Source organism: Pseudoalteromonas sp. 2CM39R, assembly GCF_023161845.1.
Map to the genome: position 1 here is coordinate 186060 of NZ_JALNTM010000013.1, position 26699 is coordinate 212758.

A 26699-nucleotide genomic window follows, 5' to 3' on the forward strand; every position below is an offset into this window, starting at 1 on the left:
TTACTTGAGTAACTTTAGTTATAGCTTACTCAGATAATATAAACAATAAAAAGTTAATATGATCTGAATCAAAACTAAGCGCTGTCATTTTTGATAGGTAATGTTATTTACGTACCACTGCTTAGCACCTTGCGGAGTCATGACCTCAAAATCATCGTCTACTTGTTTTTTTAATAGCGCTCGAGCCATTGGTGAATCGATAGAAATATAGTCGTTGCGATCATAAATTTCATCGGGGCCGACAATTCTAAAATTTTTACACTCACCGGCCTCGTTTTCTATTTCTACCCACGCTCCAAAAAAAACTTTGCCGTCTTGTACGGGTGAGTAGTCAACAATTTTTAAATCGGGGATGCGTTTTCGTAAATAGCGAACACGACGGTCAATTTGACGTAGTAAACGTTTGTTGTACTGATAGTCTGCGTTTTCAGAGCGATCACCTAGGCTAGCAGCCCAACTCACAATTTTAGTCACTTCTGGACGTTTTTCATTCCAAAGATGATCATGTTCTTGCTGCAATTGTAAATAACCTTCGCGAGTAATTAAGTTTGTTTTCACGCTGAGTTCTTGTTTAATCTTCATGAGTGGCAAGGTATTAAAATAAAGGCAGCTTGTCGAGATAAAATAGCTATCAATGAATTTGAAATGTTCAGTAACAATCTAAGCACTTAATTAGTTTTTTATTATTAAGTTTTTCATTTATATTAACGATTAATAAATTATAAAAATAAGCAACAGATTATGGGACAAGAGACAGTAAAAGTATTGGTGGTTGATGACGATAAACGTTTGCGTAGTTTGCTGGAACGTTATTTGGTAGAGCAAGGGTTTATTGTCAGAACAGCTGCTGATTCAGAGCAAATGGATAGACTAATTGAGCGTGAAAACTTTCATCTAATGGTGCTTGATTTAATGCTGCCCGGCGAAGATGGGCTTTCTATTTGCAGACGTTTACGCCAAAAAGAAAACCAAATTCCTATTGTTATGCTGACCGCCAAAGGCGATGAAGTAGACCGCATTATTGGCCTAGAACTCGGCGCTGACGATTATATTCCGAAACCGTTTAATCCTCGCGAGCTATTAGCGCGCATAAAAGCCATTTTACGTCGCCAATCAAAAGAAGTACCAGGGGCGCCTTCAGCTGAGGAGAACTTAATTGCGTTTGGTAAATTTACCCTAAATTTAGCCACCCGCGAAATGAGTGAAGGCGATAACACGGTGTCACTCACCAGTGGTGAATTTGCGGTGTTAAAAGCGTTAGTGTCTCACCCGCGTGAGCCATTAAGTCGTGATAAATTAATGAACTTAGCTAGAGGGCGAGACTACAGTGCGCTTGAGCGCAGTATTGATGTTCAAGTATCACGTCTTCGTAGAATGATCGAAGTCGATGCCGCTAACCCACGCTATATTCAAACGGTATGGGGTTTAGGTTATGTATTTGTTCCTGACGGTGAAAAGTAATCATTATGGGAATGTTTCCGCGTAGTGCGTTTGGACAAACCGTATTTTTGGTTGCCGCTTTGCTGCTTATTAACCAAATAGTTTCCTACGTCACGGTAAGTTTATATGTAGTTAAACCCACCATTGAACAAGTTAATTTAATGCTGGCTAAGCAAATTAAAACCGTGTTTATTGATTGGGAAGATGGCGTTGAAGTCACCGATGAAGTCTCTGAGAAGTTTTTTGAAATAACCGGCATTGAAGTAATGACTCAGCGTGAAGCTATGCGTCATGGTTTAGGCCAAAGTCGTGAGTATTCTGGGCTATCGCGTAGTATGTCTGAGCAATTAAATGGCTTTTCTCGGGTGCGCATTAGTCAAACTGATCCGCTTATTTATTGGGTAGAAGCCCCGCAGGCGCCGGGTTATTGGGTCAAAGTGCCGCTCACCGGATTTAAAGAAAGTAACCTTGAGTTTTTAACCTTTTATCTTTCTAGTATCGGCTTTTTAAGTGTACTAGGAGGTTGGTTATTTGCCAGGCATTTGAACCGACCACTAAAAGCATTACAACAAGCTGCGATAAAAGTAGGGGTAGGCGACTTTAGTACCAAGTTACAAGAGCAAGGGTCGAGTGAGGTTATTGAGGTAACGCGCGCCTTTAATCAAATGTCGCGAGGTATTGCTGCCCTTGAAAACGACCGTCGATTACTTATGGCCGGTGTTTCTCATGATTTACGCACACCGCTTACGCGTATTCGTTTAGCCACAGAAATGATGGTTGATGAAGATGATTATTTACGTGAAGGCATTATTTACGATATTGAAGATATGAATGGCATTATCGATCAATTTATCGAATATTTACGCCATCATAAACGTGAAGAACAAACCTGCGAAGATATTAATGCGCTCCTTGGTGAAGTCGTACAAAGTGAGCTTAAGCATCAACGTGCGATCACGTTTAAACCGAATCCTAATATTGGAAAAATTCCCATAAGTAGTGTCGCGATTAAGCGAGTAGTGACCAATATGATAGAAAATGCACTACGCTACTCAGAGGGTGATATTGAAGTACTCAGTTATTTTAATTCCAATAAAAAATATGTGGTTATTGCGGTCAACGATAGTGGTCCGGGTATTCCTGAAAGCGAGTTGGAGTCTGTGTTTGAGCCGTTTAAACAAGGTGATGCAGCTCGCGGTAGTGAAGGTAGCGGCCTAGGCCTTGCAATTATTAAGCGTATTATCGATATGCATGGCGGCAAGGTGGTGCTCTCTAATCGCCCTGAAGGTGGTTTAAGTGCGCAAATATACCTACCAATAAAGGTTACTAATCCAAGCTAATAACGCTATCTGCATGGTTGCAGATAGCGTTAATTTATTATCTAGAGTTCAGATTAACTACTAGAGGGCTTTAAAACGAATGGCTGTACCGCCACTGGTGGCCAATTTTAATGTTAGCTTATCGCTTGCGGTAACAGTGCGTTTTTCAATGCTTAAATCATAAGGATTGTTCTTCCATTCAGCGTTTTTACCGTCTTGGTAGATTTGCGCTTCAAACTGTTTATCTTTATCTAAAAAGTCGAGTTTAATCTCAATGGTGCGGGCATTTTCGTCGGTAACTGCACCTAAGTACCAATCGTTACCTGAATAGTTATCGCGCTTGCGCTCTTTGCGTGCAAATACAATAAAGTCGCCTACTTCGCCATCAAGCGCAATACTTTGCTGCCAATCGGTCGGTACGTCTTGAATGAACTGAAAAGCATCGGGTTTAGCTAAATAATTCCGTGGTAAATCGGCCGCCATTTGAATTGGGCTGTACATTACTACATACAATGCTAATTGCTTTGCTAGTGTTGTTTGTGGGCGATTTGTGTCGTCCCCTAAGCCATTAAAGCTCATATCAAAAATACCAGGGGTAAAGTCCATTGGTCCTGCCAGCATACGCGTAAAGGCAAGCATGGGAATGTGTTCTGGTGGATTGGGTGGTGTGCCCCATGCGTTAAACTCTTGACCACGCGCACCTTCACGGGCAATCCAGTTAGGGTAAGTGCGGCGCAGACCCGTGTCTTTTATTGGTTCATGTGTGTTGATGCTTAGCTTGTATTTAGCGGCAAGTTTAATGTTATGTAAGTATTCATTTACCATAAATTGGCCGTCATGCCATTCAAAGCGGGCAATGCCGTTTTCATCTATGCGTTTTATATTGCCACCATCGGCCACATAACCAGTTTTTATTTGGCTTACATTTGATTTTTCATAAAGCGCAAAAGCATCTTCCATTTGGTCGCGATAATTACTAACATTGCCAGAGGTTTCATGATGACCAATTAACTGCACCCCTTTCTCTTTACCGTACTGTGTAAGCGCTGCAATATCGAAATCGTCATAAGGCTGAGTAAAGCTAAATACATCGCCATTATAAAACCAGTCGCCATCCCAACCTGTGTTCCAACCTTCAACTAATACGCCGTCAAAGCCATACTCAGCGGCAAAGTCCATATAGTATTTAGTATTTTTTGTGGTGGCACCGTGTTTTTCTCCACTGCCCCAAGTGGTTTCATTGATGTGCATTCCCCACCAAATACCTATATATTTACCTGGTTTAACCCACGACACATCACCGAGTTTATTTGGCTCATTCAGGTTTAAAATAATATCTGAATTAACTAAGTCTATCGCTCGCTCACCTATTTGAATGGTGCGCCAAGGAGTATTGAATGCGCCGCGCTTCTTAACCGCAATGCCATCAGACCACGGTGTTAAATCGGCACTAAACGTACCTGGGCGACGCTGGTTAAGCACCATCCCTGCATAATCTACCAGAGCTGCTTCATGAATGCTGACATGTACACCGTTACCATTTTTAAAGGTAAAAGGGGTATGAACAAGTGCAGCATCTTGTAAGTCTGTAGTGTTATAGACATATTCATAACGGTTCCAACCGCGAGCAGGTATCCACCATGCGGTGGTTTTATCTTTTGCGGCAATAGCAAATTCGGTCAGTTCTTTAGTAATTTCAGTTTGTTCAAAACCGGCTTGCTTAGGGACTTCATAGCGAAAACCTACACCACTATCAAAGGCTTTAAATCGTACAGTGTATGTGCCAGCGTGGGGCGCAGGTTTATTGAAGGTAACGGCAATTTCATTGTGTTTATCAACAACGGTTTGACGCTCTCCCCAAGGTTGCTGCCATTGGCTATCGGTTTGTGAACGAGTTACTTCACTAATAACAAAGCCGTCATCAAATGGTGCTTGGCTTTTAAACCTAAAACCTAAGCGTGACTGCTCAATAACAGGCTTACCATTAAAGCTAATAGAGTAATGAGGGGATGATGATTGATCAGAAATGGTAATTTTAATTTTTTGATCAGGTGATTTCAGCGTGGCTTCTTTTGCAAAAGCACTGCTTGCAAGTAAAGCAACTAGTAGTAAAGGTAATCTCATTGTGTGTCCTTGATGTCAAACCGTAGGTTATGAGCATAAAGTGATGAACACACTATTACGAGATAGCTGCATACGTATTCAATTAATTAGCTAAAAAAGAGTGTGTTAATTAATCTGCAAAACTTTATGTAATTAGTTCTATAATAAATAAAAAGAATTTAACAAGAAGAAAATATGCTGAAAATTTTACTCGCTATTTTAGGTTGTATCATTGTTTTTAAGAGTAGTGCAGCAACGGTTACTGTTTATAATAACAACCAAAAAGTTCAAGAAAATGTTGTTGTTTGGTTAGCTCCAGATCAAGCCTCTGGCGTGAATATAAATAAATCACTTTTCACTATGACACAAAAAAATCGCCAATTTACACCACATATCTTAGTCGTTGAAAAAAACAGCCAAGTTGAATTTCCTAACGCTGACTCGATAATGCATCACGTGTATTCATTTTCTAAAAGCAAAACATTTGAATTAAAGCTTTATCGAGAACAACCACAAGATCCAATTACATTTGAACAAACAGGAGTTGTGGAGCTTGGTTGTAATATTCATGATTGGATGTTGGGTTACATTGTTGTTGTGGATAGCCCATATTATGCAATCACCAATGAGCAAGGAGTAGCATCGTTCGATATCCCAAATGGAGCCTATAAACTAAATGTTTGGCATGAAGGCTTTAGAGATATTAGCAACATAGAGTCGCAAAAAGTTGTTATAACTAACAATAAATTAAGTTATCAGTTAAAACAAAAACTAACTTTGCCTATTAGGGTTGAAGTTGATGAGTTTGACGATTATGAATAGTCTATTGGGCTTAGCCGTTGTTATTTGCTTGTTGAGTGTTTTTTCAGCCAACGCACAAGTTAAAGGTTTGCTGCAAGTAAGGGCAGTGCAAGCTGATTCACAACTAAGCTGGCAAGAGGGTGGAATTGGTTTATATCGCCATGATGCGGCTAATCAAGGTGTGGTTTTATCTCAGGGAATTATTGATTTAAGTGCAGATATAAGTTCTAGTTGGTCTGCCCATGCTGTAGTTAATTTATATCAAGATCCAAAAAGTACCTTGGGGGTTAGTCAGGCTTATCTGCAATATAAACCTTTAGTTCGCAGTGATTATAAATGGCATATTAAAGTGGGTGGCTTTTATCCACAATTGTCATTAGAAAACCCTGATATGGGCTGGTTATCTGCATATAACTATACCAATTCGGCAATTAACTCTTGGGTAGGTGAAGAGCTGCGAACGCTAGGTGTTGAAGCAACAATTAAACGCCCAGCCCGTAATTTTAATAGTGCCCATAGTTTTAGTTTGGTTGGTGCGACATTTAAAGGTAACGATCCTGCGGGGACATTACTCGCTTGGCGAGGCTTTGCTTTGCATGATCGCCAAACAACACTTAGTGAGGCTCTCGCTTTTGCGCCTGTTGCGTCTTTAAATACTCCACAGTTACAATTTCAAGCAAACCAAGTTTTACCGTTTGAAGAGGTCGATGGGCGATTTGGTTATTACGTTGGTGGACATTGGGATTATTTAAAAAAGTCTCAGTTGCGAGTGTACTACTATGATAATAATGGTGACCCTGGCGCTCTTAATTATAATACGGGTCAATATGCCTGGGATACTCGATTTTTAAGTGTCGCATGGCTAAATAAATTTACACCGAAAACACGATTAATTATCCAAATAATGTCAGGTGGTACGGCTATGGGTCAAAACCGCGGCGTTGATACTCGATTTTATAGTCATTTTGCATTATTGAGTCATAAAATAAAACGCCACCGTTTCTCAGTACGTTACGATTATTTTGAGGTGACAGACAAAGACGATTGGAAGTTTGACCCTAATGCTAGTCATGGCGAGGGACTAACAGCAACTTGGCGTTATCAGCTTACACCACAATGGCAAATAGGTGTTGAGGGGTCAGCGCTTCATAGCCAAGCAGATAACCGAGTAGCTATGAATAAAGCATCGAGAATATCGCAGCAGCAAATAGCATTAAATGCTCAGTTTCGGTTTTAGTTGGAAGAATAACAAATTGAAACAGATAAGGGCTCTTGTGAGCCCTACTTTGTATTAATGGCTTTTTATTTTTTGTCAAAAGCGCGTTTCATGTAATTAGGTGTTGCGAGTGCACCGTGATGAATGCCGCCATTGTAGTATTCACTATGCTCAGCAATTATGGCTGCGCCGTCTTCTCTAAAACCGTTAAATGCTTCAGATTTGCGAGCTAGCGTCACCGACCACAACCCACTTGGATAAATAGGTTGTGGGAATGGAAGAGTCTGCAAGTCGTTAAAACCAACACTTAGCATAGCTTCGCGCATTTCAACCAGAAGTGGCATATGCATTAATGGAGATTCACTTTGTTGTACGAGTATTCCACTAGGGCGAAGTGCGTTTAAACAGCTAGTATAAAACGCATGGTTAAATAAACCCTCACCAGGGCCTACCGGATCAGTTCCATCAACAATCACTACATCAATAGACTCACCAGCTGCTTCGCGCATATATTTAATGCCATCGTCAAACATCACAGTGGCACGTGGATCGTTATTTGATTCACATAACTCTGGGAAGTACTTTAACGACATTTGGGTAACTACTTCGTCAATATCGATTTGGGTTACAGTTTCTACACTTGGGTGCTTAAGCACTTCACGTAATGTACCGCAATCGCCGCCGCCAATAATAACCACATTTTTAGGGTTTGGGTGTGCTAGTAATGCTGGGTGGCTGATCATTTCATGATAAAAAAAGTTTTCACGGCTACTCACCATAGTGCAACCATCAATGATCATTAAATTACCAAAGTCTGTGGTTTCAAACATTTCTACTTTTTGAAAAGGAGACTGTTTTTCATCTAACTTTTTGTTAATACGTAATGAAAATGCGCTGCCATCGCGGTCGCTAATTTCAGTAAACCACTTACTTTGATCTAAATTTGCCATAGTTGTTGTTACACTTTTGGTTGAGTATGAAAAAAGGAGGCAATTCTGCCAGTGCTTGCGCTATTGCTCAATCAAATTTTACGCTCTTTAGCGAATAAAGTTAGCTATAAAGAGGGGAAAGTTCAATTTTTGTTAGCTTAGCAGATAGTGACGTATTAAAATGCCCCTTTACACCTAATTTAATAAAGAAGAGTTGCCATGACTTGGGGTTTAGAAACAGCACGTGCTACATACAATGTTGCTCATTGGAGCGATGGTTATTTTGATATTAACGCACAAGGTGAATTGATAGCCTATCCGGATGGCGACCAAACAAAACCTGCCATTTCTTTAAGTCAGCTTACTGAGCAATTTAAACAGCAAGGATTAACCTTACCAGTATTGGTGCGCTTTACCGATATTTTAAAAAACCGTGTAGATACGCTCACCAATGCGTTTACTCAAGCGCGTAGCAACCGTGAATATAATGGTAAATACACCTGTGTTTACCCTATAAAAGTAAATCAGCAACGTTCTGTAGTAAGTAAGCTTTTAGCACACCCAAGTGGTTTAGTGGGGCTTGAAGCCGGTTCTAAACCTGAACTAATGGCAATTTTAGGTGTAGCAAAAGAGCCTATTACAATTGTATGTAACGGCTACAAAGACAGTGAGTTTTTACGTTTAGCCTGTATTGGTCAAGCAATGGGGCACAGCGTTAAAATTGTGGTTGAAAAACTCTCTGAGCTAACCACACTGCTGGAAGAAATTGATAACTTAGGTATTGAGCCTGCTATTGGTATTCGCATTCGCTTAAATTCGGTTGGTAAAGGTAAATGGCAAAATACCGGTGGTGAAAAAGGTAAGTTTGGCTTAACTGCAGGACAAGTACTCAGTGCAGTGGAAGTGCTCAAGCAACATAACAAGTTGCATTTAATGCAGATGGTACATTTTCATATTGGTTCTCAAATTGCCAATATTCGCGATATTCATCGTGCTTTGCGCGAGTGTGCTCGCCATTTTGCTGAATTAACTCAATACGGTGTACCGCTCAATACTGTTGATGTGGGTGGCGGGCTTGGCGTTGACTACGAAGGTTCAGGCTCACGTAGTGCTTGCTCAATGAACTACACAGTCGAAGAATATGCGCGTAATGTAGTAAATGCATTTGCCGAGGTGTGCGACCAACATAACTTAGCTCACCCTGCAATTATTACCGAATCTGGCCGTGCTCTTACTGCACATCATGCGGTGCTTATTACCGATGTGATTGATGTTGAAAAAGCGCCAAATCATTTAAACCCAGAACCACCTGTTAAAAACAGTGCCTTAGTATTGGATGAAATGTGGCAGTGTTTACAACGTTTGAACCCGCGTATGGCATTAGAGATTTATCATGATGCAATGCACTTATTTAGTGAAGCACACGATCAATACGTACATGGTTTAGTAAGCATGCTAGAGTGGGCGAAAATAGAGCAGCTTTACTTTACTATTTTACATCGCGTTCGTGCTTCATTAAGCTCTAATGCACGAGCTCACCGCGAAGTGCTGGATGATTTAAACGAAAAACTAGCCGATAAACTGTTTGTGAATTTTTCATTATTTCAGTCGTTACCCGATGTGTGGGGCATTCAGCAGTTATTTCCGGTTATGCCCATCGAAAACCTAACGCAGCCGCTTACTCAGCGCGCTATTATCCAAGACATTACTTGTGATTCTGACGGGCAAATACGTGAGTACGTTGAAGGTGCAGGAATTGAAACCAGTTTACCTATTCCTGAATATACACAAGGTCAGCAGTATCATATTGCGATGTTTATGGTAGGGGCATACCAAGAGATTTTAGGTGATTTACATAACTTATTTGGTGATACCGATTCAGTCCATGTTGAGCTTAATGAGCAAGGATATGTATTAACCAATGCCATTAAAGGTGACAGCGTTAAGGATGTATTAAAATTTGTTGATTATGATAGCGAGTTATTAGCTGATAACTTTGCCACTCAGATTAATAAACTTGATGTATCAGCGCACTGTAAAGAAGGTTACTTAGCCGAGCTTAATGCAGGGCTTGAAGGCTACACCTATTTTGAAGATTAATCTAGTTGCATAGTTAAGCGCGGTCATTTGTGGCTGCGCGATGTTTAAAGGAATAGAAGTAATGTCAGTTATTCGCAGTGTATTTAGTATTTTCTTTTACACAATAAACACTCTTTTTTGGTTTGTACCTATTTTTATTTGTGGCATCGTTAAGCTAATCCCAATTAAGGGGCTGCAAAAGTTAATGAGCTGGACAGCCAAGCAATGTGCCTCTATTTGGGTGACGTTTAACACGCTAAATCAAACGTTATTAACGCCAACAAAGCTAAATGTAACCGGTCTAGAAGAGCTAAAATTGAAAGATTGGTACCTAGTTATTGCGAACCACCAAAGCTGGGTGGATATTTTAGTGTTACAGCGAGTGTTTAACCGCAAAATACCTTTTTTAAATTTCTTTTTGAAAAAAGAGCTTATTTACGTACCTGTTTTAGGTTTGTGTTGGTGGGCGCTCGACTTCCCTTTTATGACCCGCACCAGTAAAAGCCAATTAAAAAAGAATCCTAAATTGCGTGGTAAAGATTTAGAAACGACTCGTAAAGCGTGTGAAAAATTTAAAGAAATGCCGGTTAGTGTGGTTAACTTTGTTGAAGGTACGCGTTTTACAGCGCAAAAGCATGCGCGGCAAAATAGCCCGTTTCCTCACTTACTTAAACCGAAAGCGGGTGGTGTGGCGTTTGTAATGCAAGCTATGGGTGAGCAAATTTCTAAGGTGGTAAATGTCACTATTCATTACCCTGAGGGCATTCCTACCTTTATGGATTTTGCAGCCGGCAAAGTAAAACACATTGATGTACATGTTGAAGTAAAAGGCGTTAGTGACGACTTAATTGGTGATTATACTAATGATCCTGACTTTAGAGTACGTTTTCAAAGTGAATTAAATCGCGTGTGGGAAGAAAAGAACCAGACGTTGGTTAATTTAAAACAAAAATAACAAAATGAGCTGACAGTTATGCTAAAAAAATGGTTACCTAATTGGTTAAATGGCTTAATTGTTGGCTGTGTTTTATTTGCTAATTTAATAATATTTGGCGCATTAGTGCTTACCCTTGGGTTAATTAAATTGGTTTTGCCCATACCCGTAGTAAGTAAATTATTACACAGTGCGTACAAGGGGTGGTGTAAAGGTAACCGCTTAGGGCTATGGCTAGGCTGTAATGATATTAAAGTTAATATTAGTGGGGAGGTGAATGCCAATTGTTGGTATTTGCTAATCAGTAATCATATTAGCTGGCTTGATATTGCGGTATTAAGCTCGTTAAATGCATTACCAGCCCCTAAGTTTTTTTTAAAAGATGAGCTTAAGTACGTGCCATTTATAGGCACTGGTGCGTGGGCAATGGGTATGCCCTTTATGAAACGGGTGAGCAAAGCGCAATTGGCAAAAAATCCCAATTTAAAAGGCTTAGATGTCGAGCGTACTAAGCGCAGTTGCCGTAACTTTCGTCATCATCCTACAACCATAGTTAATTTTGTAGAAGGTACGCGTTTTACAGCGCAAAAGCATAAGCATCAACAAAGTCCTTTTCAGCATTTATTAAAGCCTAAGGCTGGTGGAACTGCTTTTGCCTTAGAAGTTTTAAACGAGCAATTTGACGCTATGCTTAACACTAGTTTAGTGTATAGCGGTAAGTCAGATCATGTGTGTCGTAATATTTTAAAAGGCGAGTTGGAGTCTATTAATATTACAATTGAGGTGGTGCCGATAAATACACAAATGATTGGCAGTTACCAAACAGATCACGCATTTAGAGCCGAATTTCAGCAATATTTAAATAATTTATGGATAAAAAAAGATAAGCAATTAAGCGCTATTCATATTCAGCAAGCTAGTACTGAATTAACTCCCAGTAAGGAAATTGAAATACCATGACCAAAACACACCTACAGGAGCTAATTACTCCTTGGTTTGAAAAAGTCCCCGATGCTTTTTTTCTCAGCGCAATCACGGCCTCATCCATTGGCATCCTTTCGTTATTATTTGTTTACTTATTTACCCGTCGCTTGATGTTACCGGGTATTCAAAAGGTGGTGACTAAACTCTCTCCTGAGCGTATTGGTTCATTGTCACCTATGTTGACCAAGCTGAATAAACGAATTGCTTGCTTGTTATGCTGTGTACTTTTTTTAGCCACATTTGATAGTGTTTACCCCGTTAATGAAATTGCCCAAGAGATCCTTAAAACCATTGGCCAAGCATTATTAATTATTTATATAGGTTTTATTATTAGCAGCATAGTGAGCATTGCTGGCGCTATTTATAACCAACTAGACTTTGCCCGCGAAGTGCCTATTCAAGGGCTAATTCAAGTAGTGAAGCTGATCACCTTTATTGTGTGTTCAATATTAATTGTTAGTATTGTGCTCGAAAAATCGCCGACTTATATTTTATCGGGTTTTGGTGCGATCGCCGCTGTTACTTTATTAGTATTTAAAGACACCATATTAGGTTTTGTCGCCAGCATTCAAATTGCCGCTAATCGTTTAGTGACCTATGGGGACTGGATCCAAGTAGATAACTACGGCGCCGATGGCGAAGTAATTGATTTAGGACTTAATACTGTAAAAGTGCGTAACTGGGACAACACCATAACGACTATACCCACTTATATGCTGGTGGCCGGTTCATTTAAAAATTGGCGCGGTATGCAAGAATCTGGTGGGCGACGTATTAAACGTTCTTTAAATATTGATATGAACAGCATCTTTTTAGTTGATGATGATTTTAAAGCGCAAATAGAAGCGGCAATACCACTGCAAGAATATATTCGACTAGGCACACTTCCCGATCCGGTGTCGAACTTAGGGTTATTTCGTCGCTATGCAGAGGGTTACTTAAAGCAACACAGTAAAATCAATACCTCGCTCACACTTATGGTGCGTGAACTACAACCGCTTAACCATGGCCTACCGATTGAGTTTTACTGCTTTAGTGAAGACAAACGTTGGATATCGTACGAGCACTTACAAGCTGAAATTATGGACCATTTACTGGCCGTATTACCGGTGTTTGGACTGCGTGCTTATCAAAGTGTCAGTGGGCAGTTAGGCCCAGCTGACGGGGTGAATATGGCGGGCAAACCTAGTATTAAAGTGCCCAATAATGCTGTCCAAGGCCAACACCAATAAAGAGCAATAATAGCCACCAAATAGGTGGCTTTTTCATACGTAGCCACGCAAATGCAGCAATCACTAATGCAATATGCCACACATTATTAATAGCTGAAGTCCAAATGGGCGAATACAATGCTGCAGCTAAAAAACCAACCACAGCGGCATTAAGCGCGGCAATTGAGCTGGCAAAGCGGGGCTTACTGGCTAAATTAATCCAGCTTTTCTGAAATGCCAACATCAGTAAAAACCCTGGGGTAAATATCAATAATGTAGCTATGACTGCGCCCATTATTGGCTGCTCGGTATTTAGCTGCGCGCCTAAGTAGGTGGCTATTGTAAACATAGGCCCAGGTATAGCCTGAGCACTGGCGTAAGCCGTTAAAAATTGATCATCACTTAACGTTGGCACACCCGCTTGAAGTACTGGCAACACAACATGCCCGCCACCAAATACCATAGCACCAGCTTGGTAAAAAGGCGCAAATAACGCAAATTCTTGCCCTATTGGAATAAAGCTAACTCCAAGCAGTAGCGCAAATAAACTAAGTGCAACCCAGTTAACTTTCCCCCGATCACTGCTAGTTTGCTGTGATAAATCACTTAATTTTAAGAGTGGCCAGATAGCGCCGACTGCGGCTGCAATAAGTAAAATAATAATTTGTGTACCTAACATCGGCAGTAGAACAAGAGCTAGGGTGCTTATAACTGCAATTAGCTTAAGGATTTGGTTGCTGCAAAAGCTTTTGGCCATACTAAGGGTCGCATCGGCAACAATTACTACGGCAAATAACTTCAACCCGGTGATCACAGCAAAATAAACGGCGTCAAATTGGTGAGCACTAATAGCAAGCAGTGTCATTATTAAAAAAGAAGGCAAGGTAAAACCAACAAATGCGGTGATGCCACCGAGTACACCTGCACGCTCTACGCCAATTGCAAAGCTAACCTGACTAGAGCCAGGGCCAGGCAGAGCTTGGCTGAGGCTTATTAGCTGTGAATAGCGACTGATACTTAACCAGCGCAGCGAATCAACAAAGTGATGTTTAAAGTAACCTAAATGGGCGGCAGGGCCGCCAAAACTCATGCAGCCAAGCAAAAAAAACTGCCTAAAAATCGCAATTAACATAGTGGCCATCGCCTTTTTGATAAATCATTAAAGTGTCACAAATAAGTATGACATTTTTATGAAACGCTATCATTAGTCCGTATGAAGTAAGTAATAATACGTGTTTTACGTTACTCTTCATTTTTGGTTCATACAAATGTTTGCATAATCGCAATAATAAATTCTAAATGAATAGGAAATTACCATGATGTTAACTAAATCACTTTTAAGTGTCACTGTCGTTGCTGTATTACTTTCTGGCTGTGAAATGAATAACACAGGTAAAGGCGCCGCTATTGGTGCTGCAGCAGGGGGAATTTTAGGTAAAGCTACAGGTAACCACAAAGATAAACGTATTTTTATTGGTGCAGCTATTGGTGCGCTAGCGGGTGCAGCTGTAGGTGATTACATGGATAAACAAGAAGCTGCTTTTCGTGATGAACTAGCAGGTTCGGGAGTTGAAGTGGTACGTGAAGGTGATAACTTACGCTTAGTGATGCCCTCTAATATTACGTTTGCGACTGATCAATCTTATATTTCATCGGGCTTTCATGACACTCTAAATGCGATAGCAAGTGTAATGAATAAATACGAAAAAACCTACTTAAGTGTTGAAGGTCACACCGACAGCACGGGCAAAGATAGTTACAACATGACTCTTTCAGAGCAGCGTGCACAAAGTGTAAAAAATTACCTAGTAAACCAACAAATTATGGCTGCACGAGTAAGCACGAGCGGCTTTGGTGAATCACGCCCAATTGCCACTAACGATACCGCGAATGGTCGCGCGCAAAACCGCCGCGTCGAAATTCAAATAGTGCCTAATACACAAGGTTAATAGCTAAAACCGCGCAAATGCGTGGTTTTGTATATTTTAATGGCACTTTTGCCTGCGTTAGCTGTCACAAATAGTTCTTCGATAAGGACATATTTATGGCAGCGTGGCGCACGGCAATTATTTTATCGGTATGTTTACATGGATTAGTTTTGTTTTTTGTTGCCTCATTAAAAGCACCTAAAATAAAGCCGCCACAATCAACCCCAATTAAAGCTTATATGGTAAGTGTGCCTGCCAAAATTAAAGCAATACAACAACGCGCTAACAAAAATGTGAATTCAGAAATCAACTCAATTGAGCCTGACAATGCAACCCAATCAAAATCATTAAATGCGATTAATAAAAAAACAGATAAAACGACTGAGCCGGTAAAGATCAGCACTAAAAATACCCAGTCTGTAATTTTAAAGCCTTACAAAAAGATCGATTTAAACAAAGGACTCAACAGTATTTTACAGCAACAAACTGGCTATTCTGATACTGCAAAGAGTGACCCTCAGAAAAAGCGTATTACAGTTTCAAAAGAGCATGCAGGCAAGGTAAAGTCACTATTAAAAATAGAGCAGCAAAATATGCAATTTACCACTTATCGACGAGGTGATAGCTGTTTTAGAAAGGTATCCGTTGGTGCAGGGGTTATGCCAAAAAATGACTTGCCCGAAAGTTACATAGCTGGTGTAAAGTGCGATAAAACTAAGCTAACTGAGGCTTACGATACCGCAATGAATAAATGGCTTAAAAAGAAGTAGCAACTAAAATGCAATCAATCTAAATTAAACTGTAATTCACATAGTTTTTGATACAAAGGGTTACTTGCCATTAATTGCTGATGAGTGCCTGTAGCTTTTATTTCGCCATTTTCCATTACTACAATCATATCGGCATGTTTTACCGTGGCCAGTCTATGGGCAATAATCAGCGTTGTTCTATTTTGCATTAAGTGTTCAAGTGCGGCCTGAACATGATGCTCGCTTTGCGCATCAAGCGCGCTGGTAGCCTCATCAAGTAGCAGTATCTCTGGGTCTTTTAAAATGGCGCGAGCAAGAACAATACGTTGCTTTTGCCCACCCGATAGCCTTACACCTTGCTCACCTAAGAAGCTGTTATAGCCTTGTGGTAACTGTTTTATAAATTCATCGGCATGGGCATGTTTAGCGGCTGCATAAACTTGCTCGTCACTGGCGCTTTGGTTGCCATAGCGAATGTTATGCATAACATCAGAGCTAAATAAAATCGGGTTTTGTGCCACCATCCCCATTTTGTTGCGTAAGGTGTTTAACGACAACTGTTTAATATTTATATTATGAAACTTAATCGCTCCGCTAGCAGGGTCATAAAAACGCTGTAACAGTTCAAACAAGGTGGTTTTACCGGCACCTGAAGGGCCAACAATAGCCACGGTTTTACCTGTTTCAATATTTAAGCTGATATTATTTAATGCGCTTACATCTGGGCGAGAAGGGTAATTAAAACTAATACCTTCAAGTGAAATTGCACTGTTACTTGTTGTTGCATGTAACTGATCATCTTGTGGAATTTCAGGATTTTGTATTTTACTTTTAACGGCGAGCAGTTCAAGCAGTCGGGCAGCTGCCCCTGCGGCACGTTGTAGTTCACCATAAACCTCAGCAACGGTTGCTACCGACATGGCCACCATAATGGCATAAAACACAAAAGCACCGAGTTCACCGCCCGTCATAGTGCCTGCGAGCACATCACTACCGCCTACCCAGAGCATGGCACTAATAGCACTAAAGGTAAGAAAAATAACTGCTGCAATTAAAAACGAGCGCTGTTTAATGCGGCTTTTGGCAACATTGAAGGCCTTTTCGGTTTCATTAGCAAAAGCAGATTGCTCTTGCTGCTCATGGCTATAACTCTGTACCACTTTTATGTTTTGAATGATCTCACCCGCGTAGGTGCTGATATCTGCAATCGCATCTTGGCTAGAACTTGCAAGTTTGCGTACCTTTTTACCAAAAACTAACATAGGCACCAGTACTAAAGGGACGCAGGCCACGACGACTAAGGTAAGCTTTAAATTAGTAACAAGTAGCATAATTAAACCACCGACTAACATTAGCGCGCTTCGCAGCGCCATAGAAAATGATGAGCCGATAATAGATTGTAATAAGGTAGTGTCGGTGGTGAGTCGCGACATCAGCTCGCCGCTGCGATTTTCTTCAAAGTAACTCGGATGCAAGGTAACAATACGATTGAATACAGCTTTTCTAATGTCATTACTGACTCGCTCGCCAATCCACGACATTAAATAAAATCGGCTGAATGTACCCACTGCCAATAAACTGATCAAGCCAATTAATACCAAAACAGCTTGTTGTAATTGCGCTTGCGAGCCGGCAATAAAGCCATGATCAATCACAAACTTAACGCCTTGACCTAGCGATAAATTAACCCCTGCGGTGGCAAGTAATGCTACTAGAGCCCCTAAAACCACCCATTTATAAGGCTTAATAAAATTGAATATAGGGAATAAAGCGCTAAAGGCGGCTTTATCTGAAGCAGGCTTGTCTGTAGGCATAGTAGATTCTTATTGATGATTAAGGTATAGATATGGCATCAATAGATTAAAAATCAATAGTATTAAAAATCATCAATAGGGAAAAATTATGACAACTAAACAGATAACAGGCGAGTTTACCGTTACTTTAGCGCCTATAGAAGGGTATGCACATGGACAGCAAGGCGTTAATTTAGGTCGGATGTCGATTGATAAACAATTTACTGGCAGCTTAACGGCAACTAGCCAAGGCGAAATGCTTAGCGCCATGACTCCCACCCAAGGCAGCGCTGGTTATGTTGCAATAGAGCAAGTGATAGGCGAGCTTGAGGGCAAGAAAGGCAGTTTTGTACTGCAGCATTTTGGTACTATGGACAAAGGCCAAGACAGCTTAATTTTAAAAGTGGTGCCCGACTCAGGCACTGATGAGCTCGCAGGATTAACAGGCAGTATGGCGATACGCATAGAGCAAGGTATTCACCATTATGATTTTAAATACAGTCTATAAAGCAGGTATTTATAATGCAAAAAGTAATCGAATTCAGAAAGGCCCGTTTTTTGGGTGGGGTAGATATAGTCGCACTAAATGATCGCATACTGGAATTAAACCAAGATGGCTGGAAAGTAATAAACGCAGTGCCATTGACAGGCTTTTATGGGCAAGTGCATGGTTATACATTACTTATTGAAAATGAAGAAATATAAGGGTTACTAATGGCGTTATCATTATGGTTGAGCTTAGCACTGGTGTGCATGATGGGGGCGATGTCTCCCGGGCCCAGTTTAGCTGTGGTATTAAAACATAGCTTAAGCGGTGGCATGAAAAATGGCATGCTGGCAGCGTTAAGTCATGGTTTTGGAGTGGGCTTATATGCCGCAGCTTCACTGTTGGGATTAGGTGCATTGATGTTGCAATTTCCTACTGTGTACCAATTTTTAGTGTATTTAGGGGCAGCCTATTTAGCATATTTAGGTTTGAAAATACTATTTTCAAAGCCCAACGACAGCGAGCTAAACATTCAGCAAAGCGACATGAGCAGCTCTAAGGCGTTACAAGATGGCTTTGCCATTGCATTTTTAAACCCCAAACTAGCAATTTTCTTTTTGGCGTTATTTTCACAATTTATCGACCCAGAGAACCTTACTTTAAATATTGGCGTTATTATGTGCTTAACGGTTTTTGTGATAGATACAGGCTGGTATTTATTGGTGGCTTTACTTACTGAGGTGTCTAAAAAGCGCTTTGGTTTTACTAAGCAAAATATCTGGTTAGATAGGCTGTTAGGTGCGGTATTTATCGCGCTTGCGATTAAAGTAGTTATTGGATTTTAACTATCAAATTGATTGAATTGCGTACAGTTGGTAATTAATGTAACTTAAAAAAACTATAATTTAAAAGTGATAAAACGATGTCTAATATAATTTTAAAAAGTGCTACTTTTGATAACAAAGTCAAACAGTACTGGATGTGTTTAGCTGCAATATTTAGCCTTTTTCCAGTTGTAACTATTGTGCTTTTACCCGTTGTATTACTTTTAGTGTGGTTAGTCGCAAGTCGAGTATTAGCCGCTATGTCGGCCGATTTACTAGAGCGCAAGCTAGTGGTGAAGCGCGGTATTTTATTTAAAGAAGAAAAATCGATTCCACTAGAAAAAATCACTGATGTCGGGTTGAGTCAGGGGCCGCTAATGCGCATGTTTGGTCTATACCGGTTAAGTTTTGAAACAGCAGGGCAGTCGGGACATGGTGCGTTGGTATCGTTACTTGGGGTAGTTGATGCCAGTGAATTTCGTGAAGCCATTTTGACTCAAAAAGATAACCTCACGGCAGAACAACCCGTTCAAGTAAAACAAGACGAGCCACAAAGCCAAGTCGAACTTATTCGCTCGCTGGCCTACAGTGTAAAAAATATCGAGCAAATGTTAGTTACTTTATTGGATGAGAAAAAGTAACCAACAGCTCTCTTTGAAAACAGGTTATTTTTATTAAACCAATCTAAAGAAGTTATGAGCCTTAGATTGGTTTTTTCATGTCTGCAGTAATTTACCCTTGTATTATAGGCTGACCTGCTAGCATACGTAATTCTTTACTGCGCTCGGCTTGCATTTCATAAGAGGTAGTTTTGATGCTACTTACGTAATTCCACTTAGCGCTTGCTTGTTCTTGAGTGAAGGTCACGGTTAAGTAACCTCTATCGACTAAGTTGTTATAGATAAGATCATTAACCAATAATGGGATTACTTGCTCCATTTGTGCCGTAACTTCAGGGCCCTGTGTATTTAGTGCTAAGTATTTTTCAAGACCTGGCGAAGACACTGAAGAGGTGGCAAACTCAACTCCCGCATTTTGTGATGCGGCTATTGGATTGCTCGCATCAGTTTTTAATTGCCCAGCCCAACCATTGTGAGTATCGCCGGCTAACACTACTAAGTTTTTTTGTGCAGCAATAGCTGTACCAAGCAGTACCTCACGCTCATAGGCGTAGCCGTCCCAGGCATCTAAATTGTAAGGTGCGGTGGTATCAACACGCGCACGTTCTGCATCAGTTACTGTTGGATCACCGGCTAGAATGCGGCCTTTAATTTGTGCCAGCTCAGCAAATAATGCTGATGCTTGAGCAAGCAGGGCACCAGTGTCAGCACCATTTGCTTGGCTTACCTGCAGGCTCACTAAAAGCTGTAGCACTTCAAACGGCAAGTGCATCTTGGTCATTAACACTTGTTGGCCAAGTACTTGCCATTTTGAACTTGAGGTTGTCATACCATCGGTGAGCCAGGTTAGTTGTTCACTACCCAGTAATGCGCGTGTGGGTGAACTAACAGCACTAACAAAATCGCTTTGTCCTTGTGCGCTGGTTAAATCAAAATCACCGTAGCTTAATTGTTCATCACGCGCGAGCACACGGGTATCTAGCATGTATAGCGACACTAAATTACCAAATTCAAAACGACGATAAATACGTTCTTTATCAGCTACATTACGTAAAGGCATCCATTCAAAGTAGGCTTGTAGGGCATGTAGTTTACGTTCGCTAAATTCACCTTCACCGTCATTATGGTTTTCTGCACCTTCACGCCAAGTATCATTAGTAACCTCATGGTCGTCCCATATTGTTATAAAGGCGCAATTACTGTGAGCTGCTTGTAAATTGCTATCGGTGCGGTAGTGGGCATAGCGTTTACGATAGTCAGTTAAGCTAATAATTTCATTGCTGTTATCTTCAGGTAGTAAACGACCTAAGCTACTTGCGTCTTCAGTAGCGTAGCCATTATTTCCATATTCGTATATGTAATCGCCTAAATGGAGTACCGCATCTAAGTCAGGTTGCTTTGCTATTTCACCATAAACATGAAAAAAGCCAGCAGGATAATTGGCGCACGACACAACTGCCAGCTTTACTTTATCAATATTGCCTGTTGGTAATGTTTTACCTGAGCCAATAGGGGAGGTTTTGCCGTTAGAAATAAAGCGGTAGTAGTAATTGGTATTAGCGTCTAGACCTTGTAAGTCCACTTTAAGGGTAAAGTCTGTGGCTGCACTTATATAAGCTTCGCCATCGTGACTAATCGCACTAAAGTTTTCGTCTGTCGCGGCTTGCCATTGCACTTTAATGCTGCTGGTAGCTGGATCTTTTGGTGTTACACGAGTCCATAAAATTAGGCTATCTGCTAGCGGATCGCCACTGGCAACGCCATGATCAAAGCTAATCTCAATGAAATCATCATCGTCGTCAAACCGACAACCTGTTAACCCTAATGATATAACAGCAACACCAAATCCTGCCGCCGAGGCCTTTAAAAAACTTCTTCGTGTAAACGTCATTACTCTGTACCGTTAATTCAAAAGTACGAGCTTATCCGACCAGTATGACTTTTATATGAAGTTGTGATGCCAGTTATATTAAAATACTTGGCAAATTTGCTCAGCTTTACAAGTAATAACTGTGACGTTTTCGTAGCCCACTCGGGTCAGCGCTTCAGCACTTAATGTTGCACGCGCGCCACTAGCGCAATGTAAGTAAATAGGACGGGCTGCGTCTTTTTCTATTTCCATAAGTTTCATTTCAAGTAACCCGCGTGGAATGTTAATTGCGCCAGTAGCTGCTTTGGTGGCATGTTCAGCGGGTTCACGCACATCAATCAGTAAGCCTTTATTTTGCTCAAGTTCTTTCTTTGCTTGTTCGGCATCAATACGGCGCTGATTAGGGGTAATAATTTTTAGTAAATCTGGAATAGGGGTTAGCATGGTGTTTATTCCTTAAAGCCAAGTTTGCGTAATAGAGTGATCATTGGGCACCAGCTAGTAAAAGCTGATTGAATTAAGTTTACTGCGATAAAAGCTGTAAAGTAAATCCACTTAGGATCATGATAAGTTTGTAATAAGAGCGACACAATAATCATTATGCCAGCGATTAGTCTGAGTGCATTGTTTAGTTTCATTATAGTAGGCCAGTTATTTAGTTCAGTACAGCCACTATATTAGATATATCTATATTAGTAAAATCTAATATTAGACTTTTCTAATCTAACGTCCTATACTCAGGCTCTATTTTAGAATAAGAGCATAATATGAATATTGACTTTACTGCCATGGCCGGCAATGTAGAACAAGCTGAGCAGTTATTAAAAATTTTAGCCAATAAAAATCGCTTAATGATTTTATGTTCTTTGCAAGATTCCGAAATGAGCGTATCACAGCTTAATGAAGCCGTGCCATTAGCGCAGTCTGCGTTATCTCAGCACCTAGCAGCGCTACGTAAAGCAAACATTGTGGCTACGCGCCGCGAGAGCCAAACCATTTATTATCGTGTCATTGATGAAAATGCGGTCGTTTTGCTTGGTACCTTGTATGGGTTATTTTGTAAGGGCTAAGTGCAATGAGCTTAATAGACAATGCGGTAAAAAGTAGTTTAAGTGGTCGCATTCCGATTGTTATTTTTGTGATGTCTTTGTTACTTGGGGTATTTGCACTAAATCAAACACCTCGAGAAGAAGAGCCGCAAATTACTGTGCCCATGCTCGATATTTATGTATCAGCACCTAACGTTGAGGCGCCTGAAGTCGCTAGGTTAGTAACACAACCGCTCGAGAAGTTACTGGCTCAGCTGGTGGGAGTTGAGCATATTTACTCAACCACACAAACTAACAGTACAGTGGTTACGCTGCGTTTTGAAGTAGGGCACAACCGCGAACAAGCTATTTTAGATACCTATGCAAAATTAAATAGTTATCAGCATACAATGGCATCGGTGATCGAAAGTTGGCAAATTCGTCCAATAGAAGTAGATGACGTGCCTATTGTGATGTTAGGCCTCTACAGTAAAGACCCGCAACTCTATGGTGATTATGAACTAACTCGTTTTGCTAACGAAATTGCTAATAGTTTACAACGCATTGAGCATACCAGTGAAGTTAAAGTAATTTCGGGGCGTACGCGTACTCTTATCATCAATTTAAATGCCAGCGCACTGGCTGCCCATCAAACCACGGTAAACGATGTTTTTTACGCATTAAATGTATCAAACCAACTCACCCAAGTAGGGAGTGTGGTTGATAATCAGCAGCAAATTGCAATTCAGGCAGGTGATGTACTAAGAACACAATCAGCGGTAGAGCAATTAGTTGTTAATGTGGTTAATGGTAAAAGTGTTTACTTGATGGACATTGCAACAGTCAGCGATGGCCCTAGTGAAACTGAGCATTACCAATGGTTAGCGCAATCTACTGATCAGCAGCAGCTACCTATGGTTACTTTAAGCGTAGCCAAGCAAACAGGGACTAATGCGGTTGCTGTTGCAAATGATGTTCATACCACGATGAATGAACTTGCAAATACCTTACTGCCACCAGAAGTTAGCTATACAGTACTTAGAGATTATGGCCAAACTGCGAATGAAAAAGTAAATAACCTCACATCAAGTTTAGTGTTTGCAGTGTTTACTGTGGTGATATTTGTTGGCGTGTTTTTAGGTTGGCGTCCTGCCGTAGTGGTTGGGCTGGCGGTTCCTATTTGTTATGGCATTACACTCTCATTAGATTTTGCATTTGGTTACACCATTAATCGGGTGACCTTATTTGCGCTTATTTTATCATTAGGCTTACTGGTAGACGACCCTATCACGGGGATTGATAATATTAGTCGCTTTATAAATAATAAAGGCGATAAAAAACAACATGTTGTTGGCGCAATGAGCGAAATTCGAAATGCCTTGCTTATGTCTACACTCACCATTATGGTGGCGTTTATTCCACTGGCGTTTATTACCGGAATGATGGGGCCATACATGGCACCCATGGCGTTTAACGTGCCCATTAGTGTCATGGTGTCTACTTTGGTAGCTTTTTTTGTCACTCCTTGGCTGGCAATGAAATTGCTTAAACCAAACACCTTAGAACAACCTGATCTTGAACCTAAAGCGGGTTTATACCAAAGACTACTCAGTCCATTACTTGCCTCAAAAGGGCGAGCTAAATGGGTGCTATGGATAACGTTAGGATTGTTTATTATCAGCGCCATGTTACCCGTGATGCGCTTGGTGCCATTAAAGCTCCTGCCTTTTGATAATAAAAATGAGCTGCAAGTACTTATAGATATGCCAGAGGGTACTAGTCTAGAGAGCACGGCTGCATTTACTAAGCAGATTCAAACCCTCACATGGCAGTTAAATGAAGTAAGTGAAATAGCCGCATATATTGGGCAGCCCTCCAGTATGGATTTTAATGGCATGGTGCGTGGTTATTATCGCCGTGAAGCCGCTAACTTAGCAGAGCTCAGAGTATTGCTGGTGGATAAATCAGCACGAGATCATCAATCGCATGGTGTGGTTATGCGGCTACGCGAACAACTTGCTCCTTTAGCAAAAAATGGCATTGTTATCAAAGTGGTCGAGGTACCACCTGGGCCACCGGTATTGAGCACTTTAGTTGCTGAAGTGTATCGTGACCCCTTTGTTGATAAGCATACCCACAGGCAGGCAGCTCAAAATGTTGTTGCACGTTTACGCCAAGAGCCTCATGTTGTTGAGGTTGATACCTCTTTGGTTGCTTCTGCGCCATTACAGCGTTTTATTACGGATAAGACCAAAGCAGCGCTCAGTGCTGTTGCTACCCAAAATATTGCACAAACACTCAGTATTGCTTCGCAGGGGCAACAGGTTGGTGTGTTGTATGTAAGCAATGAAACTCAGCCGATTCCAATACAATTACAATTGCCTTATAGCGAACGTAATCAGCTTTCACAATTACTTGCGCTGCAAGTAAGAGGGGATAGGGACTTAGCTAAAACCAGTAATGAGTTAGGTATAACAAGTGCACCAAGGCCTTTAGTATCGCTTTCAGAGCTGGGAGAGTTTAAACCATTAAACGTGGCCGACACACTAATGCGTAAAGATCAGCGTGACGTTATTTATGTGATGGCGGAACTAAATGGACGCACGCCTGCAGAGATTATTGCGGATGTAAATGCCGATTTAAACGTAAGTGATCATGGGTTTGAAAAAAGCGTATGGTTAACACGGCACTTTTTTAATAATGGCGGAACCGCGCCATGGCAATTACCGCAAGGAACTGATGTTAACTTTAGTGGTGAAGGTGAGTGGCGTATCACCATTGATGTGTTCAGGGATATGGGCATTGCTTTTGCCTTTGCGCTCAGTGCTATATTTATTATTTTACGCATTCAAACTCAATCTGTTAGTTTGTCGCTGATTATTATGTCGGCCATTCCATTAACTGTGATTGGTATTATGCCTGGGTTTTGGTTACTCAATCAATTTGGTGAACGCACCATAGCGGGGGCTCCTGAGCCGGTATTATTTACCGCTACTGCGATGATAGGCATGATTGCCTTAGCAGGTATTGTCGTTCGTAACTCACTTATTTTAGTCGAATTTATTAACCAAGCACGAACTCAGGGGATGGCAATAAAAGAGGCACTTATTGCTGCAGGGGCGGTACGAATGCGCCCAGTATTATTAACCGCCGGAACTACTTTGTTAGGTAACTTAGTGATCACACTTGATCCAGTATTTAGCGGATTAGCCATAGCAATTATTTTTGGCATCGTGGCGTCTACCGTATTTTCGTTATTTGTTGTACCGCTTGTTTATTATTTAGTGTTTACAAACCCAGAGGAAGAAGCACATGCAGGGTAAATCAAAAGTTTTAGGCGCAATCAGTGCATTGGTTGTAGTTATTGTAGCAGTGCTATACATGGCCGGTAGCTTTAGTGATAAACAACCTGCAGGGTTAAAAGAGATGCCAGTTACTCAATATCAAGGTGAGGTGGTCACTGTTGAGCTGCAAACTATTTCGCGAACAGAGCATGTACCGGGGAGTGTAATTGCGAAACAAAACACTCAAATTTCGTCAAATGTAATGGCACAAGTAAAGCAATTCAAAGTACGTGCCGGTGATAAAGTTAATCAAGGTGACTTATTGATCACCCTTAAGCAAGATGACTTTAAAGCGATGCTGGCACAAAGTGAGGCAAATATTAATGCGGTGCAAGCCTCATTAAACCAAGCTAAAAAGCAACTTATTAGAGTAACTGAGTTACAGGCAAAAGGGTTAGTACCAGTGAGTGAGCTTGATGATGCTAAAGCAAAATTTGATAACTTAACTGCCAACTTAGCTGGAGCAAAGCAGCAGCAAACCCAGGCGCAAGTATCACTTAACTACACGCAAATTAAAGCCCCTATATCTGGTGTCGTTGTTGAGCGTTTAGCTGAACCTGGCGATACAGCTACACCTGGCATACCGTTGTTAACGCTTTACAATCCAAAGCAACTTCAACTTGCCTTTAATGTACGAGAGCAACAAGCAGTAAGGCTTAAATTAGGCGATCGTTTAAACGTGAGTTTACCTTCGCTCGATATGACAACAGCTGCCAATATCAGTGAAATTATACCTGTTGTTGATAACGCTGCACGTAGCTTACTTATACGACTAGAAATTGAACCACAGCCAGGGATGATCCCTGGGTTATATGCACAATTGCATTTACCGTTTGAAAGCACCCAAGGTGTACTGGTAAACCCTCGTTGGATCCATGATTTTGGACAGCTTAGTATGATGTATGTCATTAATGCAGACAAAATTGAGCGTCGTTTTGTACGCTTAGGTGAGCAGTTTGATAATCAGCAACATGTTATTACGGGCCTTAAGGCTGGCGATAAAATAGCAGTGGATTATCAACCAATAACTAAATAACCAG

The 26699-nt window shown here is 40.9% G+C and carries 25 protein-coding genes; 17 read left to right on the top strand and 8 right to left on the bottom strand.

What is annotated here, in order from left to right:
* Positions 1 to 84: 84 nt before the first annotated feature.
* Positions 85 to 558, bottom strand: a complete 474-nt coding sequence (greB, locus tag MTF66_RS25765) for a transcription elongation factor GreB (protein ID WP_010392431.1) — start codon at positions 556 to 558, stop codon at positions 85 to 87.
* 183 nt (positions 559 to 741) lie between these two features.
* On the opposite strand from greB, the gene ompR reads away from it, so the two are divergent.
* A complete protein-coding gene (ompR, locus tag MTF66_RS25770; protein WP_010392434.1) occupies positions 742 to 1461 on the top strand; it encodes a two-component system response regulator OmpR in 720 nt (239 codons plus the stop codon).
* A gap of 5 nt (positions 1462 to 1466) precedes the next feature.
* Entirely contained in the window at positions 1467 to 2780 is a 1314-nt protein-coding gene (gene envZ, locus MTF66_RS25775; RefSeq protein WP_055012728.1) for a two-component system sensor histidine kinase EnvZ, read from the top strand.
* 60 nt (positions 2781 to 2840) lie between these two features.
* Here envZ and MTF66_RS25780 read toward each other — a convergent pair whose 3' ends face one another.
* Positions 2841 to 4883, bottom strand: coding sequence for a glycoside hydrolase family 97 protein (locus MTF66_RS25780; protein ID WP_248529034.1), 2043 nt, complete (start codon positions 4881 to 4883; stop codon positions 2841 to 2843).
* Between the two features lie 174 nt (positions 4884 to 5057).
* Between MTF66_RS25780 and MTF66_RS25785 the strand changes: the two genes are divergently transcribed.
* A complete protein-coding gene (locus MTF66_RS25785) occupies positions 5058 to 5684 on the top strand; it encodes a methylamine utilization protein (RefSeq protein WP_138570699.1) in 627 nt (208 codons plus the stop codon).
* Positions 5662 to 6900 (top strand): hypothetical protein, encoded by a 1239-nt coding sequence (locus MTF66_RS25790; protein ID WP_248529036.1) that lies wholly within the window; start codon positions 5662 to 5664, stop codon positions 6898 to 6900. The genes MTF66_RS25785 and MTF66_RS25790 overlap by 23 nt, the downstream gene beginning before the upstream one ends.
* A 65-nt stretch (positions 6901 to 6965) precedes the next feature.
* Here the strand turns inward: MTF66_RS25790 and speE are convergent, their stop codons facing one another.
* Positions 6966 to 7829, bottom strand: a complete 864-nt coding sequence (speE, locus tag MTF66_RS25795; RefSeq protein WP_248529037.1) for a polyamine aminopropyltransferase — start codon at positions 7827 to 7829, stop codon at positions 6966 to 6968.
* Between the two features lie 198 nt (positions 7830 to 8027).
* Between speE and speA the strand changes: the two genes are divergently transcribed.
* From speA to MTF66_RS25815, 4 genes are all read left to right on the top strand, one after another.
* On the top strand, positions 8028 to 9908 hold the full coding sequence (speA, locus tag MTF66_RS25800) for a biosynthetic arginine decarboxylase (protein ID WP_248529039.1): 1881 nt from the start codon (positions 8028 to 8030) through the stop codon (positions 9906 to 9908).
* Between the two features lie 61 nt (positions 9909 to 9969).
* Complete coding sequence (locus MTF66_RS25805; protein WP_138621557.1) at positions 9970 to 10842, top strand: acyltransferase; 873 nt, start codon at positions 9970 to 9972, stop codon at positions 10840 to 10842.
* 18 nt (positions 10843 to 10860) lie between these two features.
* Entirely contained in the window at positions 10861 to 11781 is a 921-nt protein-coding gene (locus MTF66_RS25810) for an acetyltransferase (protein ID WP_138621559.1), read from the top strand.
* Positions 11778 to 13037, top strand: coding sequence for a mechanosensitive ion channel family protein (locus MTF66_RS25815; RefSeq protein WP_138621561.1), 1260 nt, complete (start codon positions 11778 to 11780; stop codon positions 13035 to 13037). Before MTF66_RS25810 ends, MTF66_RS25815 begins: the two co-directional genes overlap by 4 nt.
* On the opposite strand, the gene chrA is transcribed toward MTF66_RS25815, so the two are convergent.
* Positions 12997 to 14148, bottom strand: coding sequence for a chromate efflux transporter (chrA, locus tag MTF66_RS25820; protein WP_138621563.1), 1152 nt, complete (start codon positions 14146 to 14148; stop codon positions 12997 to 12999). The two genes, MTF66_RS25815 and chrA, sit on opposite strands and share 41 nt — an antisense overlap.
* Positions 14149 to 14332: 184 nt before the next feature.
* On the opposite strand from chrA, the gene MTF66_RS25825 reads away from it, so the two are divergent.
* Positions 14333 to 14965, top strand: coding sequence for an OmpA family protein (locus MTF66_RS25825; protein WP_010392457.1), 633 nt, complete (start codon positions 14333 to 14335; stop codon positions 14963 to 14965).
* A gap of 95 nt (positions 14966 to 15060) precedes the next feature.
* A complete protein-coding gene (locus MTF66_RS25830; RefSeq protein WP_138621565.1) occupies positions 15061 to 15714 on the top strand; it encodes a hypothetical protein in 654 nt (217 codons plus the stop codon).
* A gap of 14 nt (positions 15715 to 15728) precedes the next feature.
* Here MTF66_RS25830 and MTF66_RS25835 read toward each other — a convergent pair whose 3' ends face one another.
* Positions 15729 to 17507 (bottom strand): ABC transporter transmembrane domain-containing protein, encoded by a 1779-nt coding sequence (locus MTF66_RS25835; RefSeq protein ID WP_075170794.1) that lies wholly within the window; start codon positions 17505 to 17507, stop codon positions 15729 to 15731.
* Positions 17508 to 17595: 88 nt separating this feature from the next.
* Between MTF66_RS25835 and MTF66_RS25840 the strand changes: the two genes are divergently transcribed.
* From MTF66_RS25840 to MTF66_RS25855, 4 genes are all read left to right on the top strand, one after another.
* Entirely contained in the window at positions 17596 to 17994 is a 399-nt protein-coding gene (locus tag MTF66_RS25840; protein WP_010392463.1) for a DUF3224 domain-containing protein, read from the top strand.
* A gap of 14 nt (positions 17995 to 18008) precedes the next feature.
* On the top strand, positions 18009 to 18191 hold the full coding sequence (locus MTF66_RS25845) for a hypothetical protein (protein WP_138621567.1): 183 nt from the start codon (positions 18009 to 18011) through the stop codon (positions 18189 to 18191).
* Between the two features lie 9 nt (positions 18192 to 18200).
* A complete protein-coding gene (locus tag MTF66_RS25850) occupies positions 18201 to 18818 on the top strand; it encodes a LysE family translocator (RefSeq protein ID WP_055012716.1) in 618 nt (205 codons plus the stop codon).
* A 77-nt stretch (positions 18819 to 18895) separates the two neighbouring features.
* Entirely contained in the window at positions 18896 to 19438 is a 543-nt protein-coding gene (locus MTF66_RS25855; RefSeq protein ID WP_138570690.1) for a PH domain-containing protein, read from the top strand.
* A gap of 91 nt (positions 19439 to 19529) precedes the next feature.
* Here the strand turns inward: MTF66_RS25855 and MTF66_RS25860 are convergent, their stop codons facing one another.
* From MTF66_RS25860 to MTF66_RS25870, 3 genes are all read right to left on the bottom strand, one after another.
* On the bottom strand, positions 19530 to 21308 hold the full coding sequence (locus MTF66_RS25860; protein ID WP_138621569.1) for an alkaline phosphatase: 1779 nt from the start codon (positions 21306 to 21308) through the stop codon (positions 19530 to 19532).
* 78 nt (positions 21309 to 21386) lie between these two features.
* Positions 21387 to 21731 carry a rhodanese-like domain-containing protein gene (locus MTF66_RS25865; protein ID WP_138570688.1) on the bottom strand — a complete coding sequence of 115 codons (345 nt, stop codon included), beginning with the start codon at positions 21729 to 21731 and terminating at the stop codon, positions 21387 to 21389.
* Positions 21732 to 21736: 5 nt separating this feature from the next.
* Positions 21737 to 21925 carry a DUF2892 domain-containing protein gene (locus tag MTF66_RS25870; protein ID WP_010392474.1) on the bottom strand — a complete coding sequence of 63 codons (189 nt, stop codon included), beginning with the start codon at positions 21923 to 21925 and terminating at the stop codon, positions 21737 to 21739.
* Between the two features lie 129 nt (positions 21926 to 22054).
* Here MTF66_RS25870 and MTF66_RS25875 point away from each other — a divergent pair, with 129 nt between their 5' ends.
* Genes MTF66_RS25875 through MTF66_RS25885 form a run of 3 tightly spaced genes read left to right on the top strand, consistent with a single transcriptional unit; the run spans position 22055 to position 26695 of the window.
* Positions 22055 to 22357, top strand: a complete 303-nt coding sequence (locus MTF66_RS25875) for a metalloregulator ArsR/SmtB family transcription factor (RefSeq protein ID WP_010392476.1) — start codon at positions 22055 to 22057, stop codon at positions 22355 to 22357.
* Positions 22358 to 22362: 5 nt separating this feature from the next.
* Complete coding sequence (locus MTF66_RS25880; protein ID WP_138621571.1) at positions 22363 to 25638, top strand: efflux RND transporter permease subunit; 3276 nt, start codon at positions 22363 to 22365, stop codon at positions 25636 to 25638.
* A complete protein-coding gene (locus MTF66_RS25885; RefSeq protein ID WP_138570686.1) occupies positions 25628 to 26695 on the top strand; it encodes an efflux RND transporter periplasmic adaptor subunit in 1068 nt (355 codons plus the stop codon). The genes MTF66_RS25880 and MTF66_RS25885 overlap by 11 nt, the downstream gene beginning before the upstream one ends.
* Positions 26696 to 26699: the final 4 nt, after the last annotated feature.